Annotated in this window: 11 protein-coding genes; 7 read left to right on the forward strand and 4 right to left on the reverse strand. The window is 63.3% G+C overall.

Features of this window, described 5'->3' with window-relative positions; translation table 11 throughout:
* The first annotated feature begins 336 nt into the window (after positions 1–336).
* From PZE19_RS02145 to PZE19_RS02175, 7 genes are all read left to right on the forward strand, one after another.
* Positions 337–1,674, forward strand: coding sequence for a hypothetical protein (locus PZE19_RS02145; protein ID WP_277858940.1), 1,338 nt, complete (start codon positions 337–339; stop codon positions 1,672–1,674).
* Complete coding sequence (locus PZE19_RS02150) at positions 1,671–1,844, forward strand: hypothetical protein (RefSeq protein WP_277858941.1); 174 nt, start codon at positions 1,671–1,673, stop codon at positions 1,842–1,844. The genes PZE19_RS02145 and PZE19_RS02150 overlap by 4 nt, the downstream gene beginning before the upstream one ends.
* 600 nt (positions 1,845–2,444) lie before the next feature.
* Complete coding sequence (locus tag PZE19_RS02155; protein ID WP_277858942.1) at positions 2,445–3,332, forward strand: FxLYD domain-containing protein; 888 nt, start codon at positions 2,445–2,447, stop codon at positions 3,330–3,332.
* 324 nt (positions 3,333–3,656) lie between these two features.
* Positions 3,657–4,523 carry a hypothetical protein gene (locus PZE19_RS02160; RefSeq protein ID WP_277858943.1) on the forward strand — a complete coding sequence of 289 codons (867 nt, stop codon included), beginning with the start codon at positions 3,657–3,659 and terminating at the stop codon, positions 4,521–4,523.
* Between the two features lie 63 nt (positions 4,524–4,586).
* Positions 4,587–5,456, forward strand: coding sequence for a hypothetical protein (locus PZE19_RS02165; RefSeq protein WP_277858944.1), 870 nt, complete (start codon positions 4,587–4,589; stop codon positions 5,454–5,456).
* A gap of 21 nt (positions 5,457–5,477) precedes the next feature.
* Positions 5,478–6,065 carry a hypothetical protein gene (locus PZE19_RS02170; RefSeq protein ID WP_277858945.1) on the forward strand — a complete coding sequence of 196 codons (588 nt, stop codon included), beginning with the start codon at positions 5,478–5,480 and terminating at the stop codon, positions 6,063–6,065.
* A 154-nt stretch (positions 6,066–6,219) separates the two neighbouring features.
* On the forward strand, positions 6,220–6,903 hold the full coding sequence (locus PZE19_RS02175) for a hypothetical protein (RefSeq protein WP_277858946.1): 684 nt from the start codon (positions 6,220–6,222) through the stop codon (positions 6,901–6,903).
* Between the two features lie 107 nt (positions 6,904–7,010).
* Here PZE19_RS02175 and PZE19_RS02180 read toward each other — a convergent pair whose 3' ends face one another.
* The 4 genes from PZE19_RS02180 to PZE19_RS02195 all read right to left on the reverse strand — a co-directional run bounded on the left by PZE19_RS02180 (position 7,011) and on the right by PZE19_RS02195 (position 13,466).
* Positions 7,011–8,096, reverse strand: coding sequence for a ligand-binding sensor domain-containing protein (locus PZE19_RS02180; RefSeq protein WP_277858947.1), 1,086 nt, complete (start codon positions 8,094–8,096; stop codon positions 7,011–7,013).
* A 593-nt stretch (positions 8,097–8,689) separates the two neighbouring features.
* Entirely contained in the window at positions 8,690–8,917 is a 228-nt protein-coding gene (locus PZE19_RS02185; protein ID WP_277858948.1) for a hypothetical protein, read from the reverse strand.
* Positions 8,918–9,147: 230 nt separating this feature from the next.
* The gene (locus tag PZE19_RS02190; RefSeq protein WP_277858949.1) at positions 9,148–10,245 is read right to left on the reverse strand and encodes a tyrosine-type recombinase/integrase; all 1,098 of its coding nucleotides are present in this window, start codon (positions 10,243–10,245) and stop codon (positions 9,148–9,150) included.
* Positions 10,246–10,517: 272 nt separating this feature from the next.
* Entirely contained in the window at positions 10,518–13,466 is a 2,949-nt protein-coding gene (locus tag PZE19_RS02195) for a beta strand repeat-containing protein (protein WP_277858950.1), read from the reverse strand.
* Position 13,467 lies beyond the last annotated feature (1 nt).

Below are 13,467 nucleotides of genomic sequence, written 5' to 3' on the forward strand. Positions count from 1 at the left end.
TCGTTCAACTCGTGATGCGGCCGTTCTACAACAACCTGGCGGTCGGACCTCTCCAACTCATTCGGTTCGCCGGGTACGGCGACCAAGACCGTAGCAGGGGGGTGGGAAGGGAAGAATCCCCGACGGTGTACCCGTAGATGTGCGAACCAATATCTCCCCATCGGAGACGCCGTCATGGGCTGGATCGACATCATCGGATTTCCGTTCTTCGCAGTCGTCCTCTGGATCGACGGCCGCCGCAACCGTTGAATCACACAGGAGATATCATGCTCAAGCTTTATCGAGGGACCGGCCAGATAATCAACCTGTACCTCCCGGACGGCCGGATGGTCGTCCTTGAGGTCGGCGAGCTTCGTCGGAACACCGTTGAATTATGGATGGCCGCTCCCCCTGACGTCCGCTTCGAAAAGGGCGAGACAGACCCCGCCCGCAATTGAGTTGAAAACAACCACAGGAGCCTATGCCATGATCGCGAAGAAGAAGAGACTTCCTTACATCTACGAGCCCGTCGGCTACGACGACTTCGAGATTCCTCCGGAGAACAAGGATGGGGTCCGGTGGCTGATCTCCACCTGCTACTTCTATGAGGTCGCCGTGTGGCGGGGGGACGACGAGGATCGCTGGGCCTACCTGTCGGCCGGCTTGCTGGGCAAGGTGGTCGGGCGGAACATCAAGCCCATACGCGACGCCGCCGTCCGGGCGGGGCTTATCGAATGCGACAACCACTACATCGTGGGGTCGAAGCCCATGGGATATCGCCTCGGAGCTTCCCTCGACGGGGCCCAGTGGCGGAGATGGTCCGGCGACGGGCAGATGTTCCTCAACCGCTACAAGAAGTTCAAGGCCCATTGGAACACCACGAAAGATCTCGACGACCTCGGACTCTACATGCGGAGGTGGATCATGAAGGCCAAGTTCGGGGCGGGGCTGAAAGCGGTCCTGGCGGGGATGCCGGACGGCAAGAAGCGTGACCTCGCCCTGAGGCAGGTCGAATTGATCAAGGCCGGGATCATCAAGACGAAGTATTGCGACTTCGGCCGTTTCCATTCGAACATGACCCGCATGTGCTCGGAAATCCGGGCGTTGCTGGAAATCGACGGCGAACCTCTCGTAGAGATCGACATCGTATCCAGCCAGGTCTTGTTCTTGGCGGACCTCCTGAAATCCAACGGCCTGGAATATTCTCCTTCTTCTCACTCATTTCCATCCTCTTCTTCTCTCTCCTATCCCTCTCTCCCTTATGATCGCAGTATTCATGACGAGTTCTTCGTAGACCTAGAAGGGGGAAGGACTTACGAACGATTTATGCGTCATTTCGACTACCCCTCCCGATCGGAGACGAAAGATGAGTTCTTCGGCGTGATCTATGGGGGGATGAGACGGACCAAGCTCCTCGCCCAGGTCTGGCCGAAAGCCGCCGCCGTCCTCCAGCGGATCAAGCGAGCCAATCCCTTCGGCTGGATTCCCCAGGAGATGCAGAGGCGTGAATCCCATCGCATCCTTCGGGGAGCCGTGGATCATTTGAGACTCAACCACCCCGAGATCCCGATCATCACCGTCCACGACTCGATCATGACCACGCAGCGTCACGTCGAGACCGTCAAGGCCGCCCTGCTCGACGCCTTCTCGGATTTCCCGTTCACCCCTCGTTTACGAATCAAGGAGGCCGCATGAACAACAAGAAGAAGATCGCCGCCGTGTACGCCATCTACGCTGAAATCCGCCGCAGGCACCCTGGAGAGCCCGTGGGTGAGCATTGGGAGGGGAGAGGTGCATACCTGGGGGAGGGAGTTTACGCCGATCCTGAGTGGTGTGGGGTGCCCGGCGAGCTTGAGTTCGCATGAGGGGGGGCTGGGAGGCCCCAGGACGCACGCACAGCGTCGGCGGTGGGGATTTCCTGCTCGGGCCGTTGGCGTGCCGAGGGCGATGCCAGGGCCGTCAGGCGGGCGATGGCGAATAAATACTGTAGCAGGGAGGTGGGGATGAGGTCGGCCGACGCACAACTTTGACAACCGACGGCCGACACGCCATAGAATGCCATCTCATGTATTTCGCCCCCTCCCTGCTTAAGTACCCGCCGTACGGTGTCGCCGTACTCCGACGCGGTGGGGCCTTGTCCAGCCTGCGTGGCTTGCCTAATGTGAAGCCCCATGCAAGACGTCTCACTTCCTATGCATGATGACTCAACTTCCTATGCGTGACGCCCACTTTCCTATGCTTGATGACTCAAGTCGCCCCTATGTCTGGTGACGCATCCCCTATGCTTGATGACACAGATCCCTATGCGAAACATCACGCCGGTGCTTTCTTAGAGTAGGCACGAGACATCCCGAGTACGGGAGGCTGGGCTCCACTTTGAAGCAACCTCCTACCCCTGTTTCCATCCGTTGAACGTCGTAGAATGGGTCGAGTCACGCACGCAACCACGCCGCTGGAGTCCTTCGATGCTCCCTGCCCTACTAGCCGTCTCAATGCTCGCCCAATCGGGAGATCCGGTGCCCGGGAACTCGATGTATATCCCGAGACTCGGCGAGAAGGCGATCATGTACCGCTATGATCCTCTGGGCGAAGAGTCCGGAAACCCATATATAGCTTTCGTCGACTTGAATGCATTGATCGAATTCGAGGACAAGCGGAAGGCGTACGCCGACGAGCACATGCACCTGATGTTCGACAAGAAGTCGGACGTCGAGTTGCGGAAGCTCCTCAAGCCGTACGAAGCCACGAAACAAGTCGTTTACCTCAAGCCCAAGACAGGAGTGGAGATTCTTGGGTACGGTAATTTCGACAAGACGGGGGAGGGATTGAGACCCAAGGTGAACTTCGTCTATTTCCCGAACCCCAGCGACTACTTAGTCAAGGTCTTGGACGGCCAGTACAAGGACAGGATCGTATGGGTGCACGCCTCCTCGGTTAGGGTACCCGATTCCAAGCCGTTCGTCCCATTCCCGGCGATCGAGGCCGCCAAGGCCGATGGCGAGGAGTTATTCGGCAGCAAGCTGAAGAAGCCCGCCGATGACGAAGCCGCCCAGGACAAGATCACGCTGATCGACACCGACTGGGAACTGGACGACGGCTACACGAAGGTCCACGCACGGGTGAAGAACACCACGGATCGCAAGATCACCTTCCTCAGGGCCACCGCGACCTTCGAGGATGCGAAGAATCGGTTGGTGAGGACCGAGTTCACATATGGGAACCCGAGCACCCTGGAACCGGGCGACGTCGCCACCTTCGAGATCTCGACCAAGGCCGACGAACGGATCGACCATTACGGATTGAAGTTCGAGTCCAAGGACAAGAACATCCCGTTCAACCGCCCGAGGAAGTGAGGGAGGTCGACGCTCGGGGTAGTTTCCGCCGCCGAAGACCGCGATCGCGGGCCATTGCTTCGTCGAGCAGTGGGCCCTGGTCGTCGACATGCTGGGAGGGTGGGGGCATCCGGCCGTGAGGTTGGTGTCCGAGGACGACGAGGTCGTTCTCAGCCCCGTGAACGAGGGCGTTGTTCAATGGTGGAGGGTGTCGACGAACAGCGAAGCGGCCGAAGTCTCGAGGCCCGACCTTCGCTCGGCGTTGGAAGTCGCTGAGACTCTGAGGGCATCTGGAGCCCCCTTTTAACCTCCGCCTTGAACTCCACACTCCATGGAGGTGACGTCGTGACAGAACAACTCTCACCCCTGGACATCTCCCATGATGAGATGCGAAGCATCGTGTTGGAGACGCTCGATCATAGGAAGAACACACCTGCTGCGGACATGCAGGTTGGCCCGCTGTCTGAGTGGATCGCCACCATCGCGGCGAAGCGTCATTTCAAGATCGATCCGGTGAAAGAACCGGACAGATGGAACGAGTTCTGGAGGACGACGTATGTGCTCGACCCCCATGACATCGTGCGGGTGCAAGACGTCCTGTGGGACTTGATAGTGGAAGGGATCATCAGGCCGGGATACGCCCTGCTACCCGCCTCAACCTGGCCGCACATCCACCTGACCGACAAGGGGAGGGAGCGAGTCCAGGTGAGGGACTTCTCGCCCTACGATCCCGACGGCTATTTCGGGAGGCTCAGTAAGGCCATGCCCGACCTGGACGAGGTCGTCGTGACATACCTTCGAGAGTGCCTGGTCACCTTCCGGGCCGGCTGCTTCCTGTCATCCACCGTCACCCTGGGATGTGCCTCCGAGCGTGCGTTTCTCCTGCTCGTCGACGCCTACGCTGACTCGCTCGACGAGGAGAAGAAGATCCAGTTCAAGCGGGATACCGATGGTCGTCCGATCAAGCGGGTGCGTGACGAGTTCATGAGGGGGTTCGACGGACGAGTCCGGCCGAGGCTCTCCGGCGACCTAAAGGACCACCTCGACGTCACGTTGGACGGCGTCTTCACGCTGCTCCGCACGATGAGGAATGAAGCCGGCCACCCGACGGGGAGATCCTGCCCGGAGGAGGAGATACACGCCTCTATTATCCTCTTCCCCACATACTTGAAGAAGATATACGCCCTCATCGCACACTTGAAGTCTCCTTGATCCGAGGGGGTAGGGCTTGTACACTATCGAGGTGCGTGCACCCACCCTACGAGAGATTCAGCCATGCTTTCGCTCGTATTCTCCGTCGCACTGATGGGCCAGGTCGGCGATTACGCCGTGCGATACGACGAGGTCCGCGACGCCACGGCGGAGTCGCTCGACGTGAGGGGCGTACACTATGGAAACGAGAACGACTTGCAGATCGGGCTGTCGTTCCACCGCTACTACCGGGGACGCTCGCGGCCGCCCCTCCGGGACGAGGACGACGTCGACTTCATGGTGTTCTCGCGGTCGACGACGTGGCAATTCCTCAAGTTCAACGACGCCGCCCTCCTGTACGACGACGTCCGGATGCCCCTCAGGGCGACCGACAAGGACCAGGAGGTCGTGAACGGGGGCGTCAGCGAGATCTTCGTGTACCGGATGACGCTCGGGCGGCTCAAGGAGATAGCCGCCTCCAGGACCGTCAAGCTCGCGATCGGGACGACGTCGTTCACGATCCCGGAGGCTTCCAAGGCCCTGCTCCGCGAATACCTCGACCATCTCGGGGTGTCGTCGGAGGCCGCGAGGGCGTTGGAGGAGCGGAAGGCCAGGGCGAAGGCGGAGATGCGGGCCGAGGAGGAGCGGCGGCGTGACGAGCAGGTCCGGGCCCAACGCGAGGCGGCCCGCCGGCTGGCGGAGGCCGACAGGGAGGAGGCCCGACGGCAGGTCGAGGCCGAAGAGGCGGAGGTCCGACGGCGGGCCGAGGCCGAGAAGGCGAAGCACGACGACGACGCCGCCCGCAAGGACATCGCGATGGCCGAGCGATTCATCAAGATCAAGAAGCCGAAGGCGGCTGAGGAATACCTCAAGAAGGCCCTCGATCGGAAGCCCTCGGACGAAGTCCGAAAGAAGGCCGAGGAGCTATCCAAGAAGATCAGCCAACAGAAATAACACCATGCGATGAGGCGGCTCGTGGACGACAACAGTCTTGTCAGGATCGCGAAGAAGCGAACCGTCGTAACCTACGTGGAGTTCTGGGGGGTTTCCCGCTTCCTACTCCAAGAGGGGGTCGAGCGCGAGGAAGGCAGCCTCCTCAACTTCATGGCGAGCCTCACGTACACCGCGTTCAGCTTCGAAGCGTGCTTGAACCACGTCGGCCAGGAGATCTTCCCCGATCTAGCATGGAAGGCGATCGAGCGACTGAGCCCCAGATCCAAGCTTGAAGTGATCGCCGAGAAGCTGGAACTCAAGCTGGATTTCGGTCGCAAGCCGTGGAGCGTGATGATCGACCTTTTCAGGTTCAGGGACCAGATCGCCCACGGCAAGTCGGAGATCCTGGAGGATACGAGCGAGGTGCCCCTCGTCGACCACCAGGAGCATGCTTGGACGTTCACGCCTGCGAAATGGGAGAAGTACCGCACGCGAGAGCACGCCGAGGATGCGAGGGCCCAGGTCGAGGAGATGGTGAAGCTGATCCATGAGAAGTGGGGCCACCCCCACCACTTCCCGTTCGTCGGTGGATTTCAGATAGCGAGCGTGACGCAGGTTCCAACTACTTGAGAGATGAGAGTTGACCTGCACCACGACAGGAACCAGGAGGGGAGTAGCAGGGAAGGTAGAGGGGCCACCTCTCCATATCGTCTGAGGACATATTCGGGTGTTACTAACCTCGAGATGGGTGCGTCGGGTCGGGGTCTGGTCGATCTCCATCCTGGTGGGGACGACCTCCATCCTTCATCCCGCAGAGACCTGGATCTTCGCCAGCACCGCACTCGGCGAGGCCGCCCGCTTCGTAACCGCGAACGCATGGCCCTTGATCGCCGTGTGGTTGATCTGGACCTTCAAGGATGAGTTGCAGTCCATCCTGAAGCGTGTCGAGTCGGGAGATCTGGGAGGGGTGAAGTTCAAGGTGAGGGAGGTCGTCGAGGAAGCCGAGAAGGCGACCCAGGAAGCCCGAGATGCGACGGACGAACTCAGGAAGTTGGCCGTAACCATCTCGATCCCGCTCGCCACGGTCATCTCGAAGCAAGGGAATCCACGCGATCACATGAATCTGATCCTGAAGATGGAGTTCATCCACAGGCTCCAGCACTTCCTACGAAGCCTCAACGCCACGGAGGAGCAGATCGCGGCGGCCGGCGGCAGCGTGCTGGCGGAAGCCATCTACAGGCACGCCAACGCCGTGTTCAACGTGTTGGCCGCAGTGAACGCCGCGAAGTCCGAGATGATCTTGAAGTCCAGGGATGATCGGGGCGGGGTCTGGGATCGGGCGAGGTTCGAGCGGTTCATCACCGAGAACACCCTGGAGACTGGCGACGAGGTCGACGCCGCCCTGCTGGATCTGGAGCATGTCATGGCCAACGGCACGCTTCGACGACCGGAGAAGTGGCAATTCTGAGGCTGTAGCAGGGAGTGGGATGTCTCCTCACCTTCCCTGCTACTCCCCCTCGGCGAACTGGGTGATTCGGATCGGCTCCCCTCGCCCGCACGTGCTTGCGGAGGGAGTTATTCCGAGAAGCGGGTGAACGATCCTCCAGCATAGCGATATAAGCCCGTGTTCCGGGTCCCCACCCAGATGTCGCCGTCACGGTCTTCGAACATGCACCAGACCCCATACTTCCCCGGACCCTCCTTCGCGGAGAAGTTCCGGAACGACTTCCCGTCGTATCGCCATATGCCCGTGCTGTTTCCCAGGCCATCCTCGCCTTCCACGCCGCTGAACCAGACGTTCCCCGATCGGTCCACCAGCAGGGGCATGCCGAGCCCCTCCTGTTCCAAGCAGCGGGAGAACGTCTTTCCATCGTATCGCCATACCCCCTTGTGCCGGGTGCCCAACCAGAGGTCCCCCTTGGGATCTTCGACCACGGTTCGAATCCACTCCTCTCCCCCGGGGTTGAAGCGGGTGAGCGAGGTTCCATCGAAACGGCACAGGCCCTCCCGCCCGGGAGGCATCCCGGAGGCGAGCCAGAGAATCCCTCGCCGGTCTTCCAGGATGTCGTCCACCATCTTCAGATGCAGCCCGCTCGGGTTCCGGACCTGGCCCTTCTCCAGGAAGGGGACGATCACTTCCCCCTCGCAGCGGAACACGCCCTCGCTCGTGCCGAACCAGATGGTCCCTTTCCGGTCCTCCAGCATGCTCCACACGGTCTGTGCGGCGAGGGCCTGCTTTGGGGAGGCCGTTGCGGAACCGGACGATTCCGAGGCGGGGGGGATGGGGACGCTGCGGATGCCCTTGCCGTCCCACCGAGAAAGGCCGGAGTCCGTCCCGAACCAGATCCTACCTTTCTTGTCCTCCAGGATGGACCATACGATGTTGCTGTTCAGCCCATCCTCGACGGTGTACTGAGTAAAGCCTTTTCCATCGTAGCGATACACGCCTTCGCCGGTCGTGCCGAACCAGTGGTTCCCGACCCCATCCTGGAGCCCGCATCGGACTTGCATGTATTCCGTGCCGCCTTGCGTCCTGGTCAGCTTCGGCTTGCTGGCACGCGGGGTGACGCCGAGATCCTGCACCGTCGCCCTCACGCCCCCGCTGGAGTTGGTGAGCAGCAACGCAGTGAACGCCAGGCAGAGCGTCGGAACATTCTTCATGGAGGATTCCGTCGAGGATTCGGGGGCACGGGGCTCTGTAAACGTGATGTGGAGAGGGTGGGGGCGACGGTTTGCGGATTCGTCCTGAGCACTCCGCCTGGCACGATCCTGACTTGAAAGGGGCTGCGGCCTGACGCCCCGAGCGGAGCTGGCCTACGATGACATCCTGGCATCCGAGGCCCGCCCCGTGCCAGTGACTCGCCTTCCCGGTCTTGAAATCGCCCGGCATGGTCCGGCTCCTCCATCGGACGTCCGGCCCGGAATAAGAGGAGCAGGGAGGGGTCTTCAAATAGTCGGCCTCGGGTCTCCGCGATTCGTTCGAATTCGTCCAATAATGATCTGACATCACCCTTCCGGAAGACCTCTTCAAATCTTAACTTGCCACCGACTTCCCGAATCGATACAAGTGAAGTACCGCCCCTCCGGTCTCGTCCGGCCGCTCCCTCTCCAGGAGCACGACGTCCCCCCGTCGAGGGAGTCCACAATGATCATCTTCGCGATCACCGTTCTCCGCTATCGGCTCAGAAGAAGACGAGACCGCAAGTCCTGAGCAGGACGAATCAAGAGCGGCGGGAAGGCTGACAGTGGAGCCCTCACCACCCTCTGGTGCTGATCACGCCGACGAAATCGAGTCCTCGCTCCTCGCACATCGCAAAAATTTTGAGGGCGTCGTCGGACTCGCAGTACGCCCAGAAGACGCCGCCGTTTCGATGGGTCTGAACCCGGCATAAAACCGGAGATCGTTGGTCGGCGGGTGGAAGAAATCCTTGGCTCGCGATCTCGTCCAGGTCGATGAGGCCGATGTCCTTGATCTTGAGCAAGGCCCCGAGCGACTTGAGTTGAGTCATAATAAACCTCTCGCGTGAACACTAGAACGCAAAAGGCGAAGAAGAAGCTGGGATAATGAACATGAATTCACACCCCCCTCACAGGACCCCGTCCAGGGCCCCGACAGGATAGGGGATGAGATTCGTGAATTCAACATTATTTATGCTTTATTCGTGTTCCACGAACTCTCCATTCCCGTAGACGTTCCAAGGCGGATTCCCTGCTACTCCTTCGCCCTCTGGGGCGAATCCTCTCCGCGTCGCAGGGCCCTCATCGCATCGACTCGCGACATCGCATCGCGGAAGGCGTCCGTCCGCCAGTGTGCGTAGACCTTCATGATGACGTCCGGGGACGTGCCCAGCATCTTTCCCACCAAGGCCGAGTCGAGCCCCGCCTGGAGGCAGTCGGTGACGAAGAGGTGACGAAAGGAGTACGGCGTGATGTGGTCGCGGACGCCCGCCCTGCGTCGGAGGTTCTGGAAGCGGTTGGCGATCACCTGGGGGCGATAGGGACGCTTCCATCCGCTGAGGATGACGGGCTCGTGGGGGCCACGCCCCGCCGTCAGGCGTCGCAGCACGGCGTCCGCCTCCTCGTTCAACGTGATGATGCGGGGCACCGGGTCCTTCATCGTCATGGACCGCTTGTGCCTCCCCAGCACGACCGTCCGCGTGGCCGGCTGATAGTCGCCCACAGTCATCTCGGCGACCTCGATCGTGCGGGCCCCCGTGTGCAGGAACAGCGTGAGCATGTCGCGGAGCGAGCCGTCGGCGTGCTCGAACAGCCGGCGGACCTCGTCGGCCGTGGGCAGGTCGGCCTCGCGGAGCACCCGGGCGGGGAGTCGGATCGCCTCCACCCTGACGAAGGGATCGACCGACGCGTCCAGCCAGCCCATCTTGACGCCCTTCCTGAACATCGCCCGGACGCTCGTGAAGAACTTCTCGATGTAGACGACGTGGTAGCCCTGCGAGCGGAGCCCGGCGATGAATTGCTCGACGTCCTCGCCCCGGATGCTCTCGGCGTGTCGGCCCGGGAACCTCGCCGCGAACCTCTGGAGATGGAGCCGACGGCCCTTCACCGTCTTGGGGGAGCGGTGCTCGGTCAGCCAGGCCAGGAAAAGGTCCCTCAACGCTTCCACCGTGATCCCGGAGGCGTGACGGCGGACGGGCCCACGATCCTCGGAGAGCCCGGCCAGGGCCGTCCACAGCCTCGCGGTGGCCTCCTGCTCGGGCACCTCGTCGCACCGCCCCAGGTAGCGGGCCTTCCCGCCCGCCTGCGAATACCAATACCCCGCCTTCCTCGTGACCTTCGGCTTGCGGCCCATGGCGACCCCCTAGAGAGGGGGCGAATCAGGTACGATATCGGGTATAAGTGGTGGTTGATGTGGGGAAAACCGCCGGAAAACCGCGTCGCAGTACATCTCGTGGGGAGGCGTCTGGAGCCTCTACGAGCAGCACGCCTTCCTGGCCCCCGCGCCGTTCCTCTACTTCGAGAGATGAGGACGGTCGGATCCGGGGCCGGGCGTATGAACGCCGGGGGCGAGGCCGCGGTCCGCGCCCTCGCCCCCGAGAGTTACGTCCCTCACGTCGCGGTCGATCAGGAAATGTAGACGACGCCGCTCGACCCGGTCAGGTCGACGGAGCCCAGGGCGTTGTCGGCGATCGAGACGTCATGGATGACGGTGCCGGTGGAGACGCCCCGGGCCTGGACGCCGTACCCCTGGTTGGCATCGATCCGGTCGCCCACGATCCGGTTGTTCTTGGAACACTGCACGGTCACGCCGTTGCCCCGGTTATTGGCGATCCGGACCCCCAGGGCCACCGACGTCCCGCCGATGGTGGTGGACGAGGTGCCCGCGCCCAGGTAGACGCCCCCGAGGCCGTTGCCCAGGTTCCCGGCCCCGGCGCCGCCCTCGGCGTTCGTGCCGATGGCCGTGTGATACACGGCGTTGTCGCGGGCCGACCCGACGACCTCGACGCCGTACCGGCCGTTGGCCGATAGGGTCACCTGGGGCACCACCGAGGGCTGGAAGCCGCCGATGACGTTGCCGTGGGCCCGCCCCGAGATCTTGATTCCGCTCCCCCCGTTCGGGATGGCCGCCTGGATCGACGTGTCCATGCCGGCCGCGACCTCGGTGATCTGCACGCCGGTGGCCGCGCCCCCCAGCTCGATCCCGTTCCCCAGGTTGCCCGAGATGATGCTGGTCCGGACCACGTTGTCGCCGCCGCTCGACGTGATGAGGATGCCGTTCTGCCGGTTCGGGGCCGCCCCGCCGAACGCGTAGACCCCGCCGAACGTGTTGAACGAGATGAAGCCGCTGGCCTTGTCCTTCACCTCGATGCCGTTGCGGTTGTTGCCCGAGATCACGTTGCCCAGCGGGATCACGCCGCCCACCTGGGTGTTTCGCGACGTGCCCGAGATTAGCAGGCCGTCGCCGCCGTTGGCGACGATCGTCGCGTTGTTCGCGCCGACGCCCATGAAGTTGGCCTGGACCGTGGTATTGTTCGAGTTCGTGATCCGCAGGCCGTTGCCGCCGTTGCCGCTGAGCACGTTGTAGAAGACGAACGGGCTCTGCTGGAAGGTGCAGCCGAGCAGCGAGTTGCCGTCGGCGCGGTCGATGGCGACGCCGTCGAGCCGGTTCCCCAGGGCCGAGTTGCCCGAGGCCGACGTGCCGACGAAGTTGCCGCTCAGGACGTTCCTCGTCGCCCTGCCGGTGATCAGCACGCCGTTGCCCCGGTTGCCCGAGATCAGGTTCCCCTGGGGCGGGCGGACGAACGTGCCGGCCGTCGGGTCGTTGCCGTTGGTCGCCTGGCCGCCGACGAGGTTCCCCGCCGCGCCGTTGGTGATGAGCACGCCGTTGCCGCGGTTGCCCCGGTTGAGAGTCCCCGAGGCGTCGGTGCCGATGAAGTTCATGCCGATCCGGTTGTCGTTGGAACCGTAGATCCCGACGCCGTTGCCGCCGTTGCCGGCGATCACGTTGGAGAGCTGGAAGGCGGAGTTCACCGTCGCCTGGTACGAGACGACGCCCGCGTCGGTGAACGCGATGCCGACGACCTGGTTGCCGATCACGGAGTCGGACGTCGTCAGGCCCGAGGCGCCGGGGACGGCGAGGTCGACCCAGGCCGCGTCGCCGAAGCTGCCGTCGGTGTTGCGCCGGACGGTCGCGAACGAGCCCTGCTCGAAGGTCGCGGTGTTGGTCTGGGCCGAGCCCGCGCTCAGCGTGTAGACGCCCTTCTCGACGCTGCTGATCCCCTCGAAGTGGGTGTCGAACTCGACCCCCTTGGCGCCGTTGGCGTAGTCGAACGCCTTCCAGTTCGTGAAGGCTCCGGTGGCCGAGTCGTAGTCGACGAGGTAGCCCTGGCCGATCGGCTGGCCGCCCGCGAGCCGGACGAACCCGCCGCAGATCGTGTAGCTCGCGCCGCCGTTGGCCCAGATGCCGTACGCCGTGTTGCTGATCGAGCCCGGGAAGGCGATGTCGGCGACGAACGAGGCCGACGCGATGTTGTAGAGGAAGGCGTGGCCCGTGCCGACGGGCGGGCCGCTGGAGGTCGTGCTGTCGTAGTTGCCCACCGCGAAGCCGCCCATCGTGCTGTGGACGTAGGTGAACGTCGCCCCGGAGTGGGCGATCGTCCGGTAGTTCGCGGCGTTCGTCAGGTCGGCGGTCGTGCCTTCGAAGAGGAAGCCGTTCACGGTGTCGGAGCCGGTCCGGTAGCTGCCGACCAGGCGCACGCGGTCGCCGTCGAGGTTGTCGGGGCCGTAGACGCTCGTGGTCGCGGCGCCCGGGTAGTTCACCGCGTAGCTCGTGCCGCCCACGCCCGTGATCGGCCCGACGTAGAGGAGCCCGGCGCTGTTGGACGTGCCGCTGATGAGGTACTGGCCGGCCGCGTCGGCGGCGCGGATGCCCTGCCAGCCCGAGACCGGCTGGGTGCTCACGGAGTCGGTGTTGTAATAGCTGACGCTCGTCACCGGATCCTCGTGGCCGATCAGGTTGCCGCGCGACGAGGCCTCGACCCGCACGCCGTCGCCGCGGTTGCCGGCGATCGTCGAACCGTCGGCGAGCAGGCCGATCAGGTTGCCCGCGACCATGACGTGCGAGGCGACGAGGGTGACGCCGGCGTTGCCCGCCCGCACGACCGAGAGCCCCACCAGGCTCGACCCGTCGCTCCCCCGATCGAACCGGAACCCCTTCGAGTTCTGGAAGTCGACCGTGACGACGGGCGCGCCCGCGTACGAGGGGGCCGACGAGCCGTCGATCGCCACCGCGTCGGTGATCGCAGGCAGCGAGTTCCGGCCCACGTTGATCGTGCCGGCGACGCCGAAGTCGATGGCGTCGGCCCCCGGGGTCGTGTTGGACTGGACGATCGCCCACCGCAGCGAGCCGGTCCCGGTCGGCTGGAGGTTCGTCACCGTGAAGGTCGAGAGGAGCTGGCGGTCCTCCAGCGCCTCGATCCCGCGCACGTCCGCACGGCGGGACGATCGGCGGTCGGGGCTGGCAGGCCTGTGAGACGACGCCGACGCGGGGCGGAGCACGGGACGGAACGCCATG

It is taken from the genome of Paludisphaera mucosa (assembly GCF_029589435.1).
GTDB classification, from domain to species: Bacteria; Planctomycetota; Planctomycetia; order Isosphaerales; family Isosphaeraceae; genus Paludisphaera; species Paludisphaera mucosa.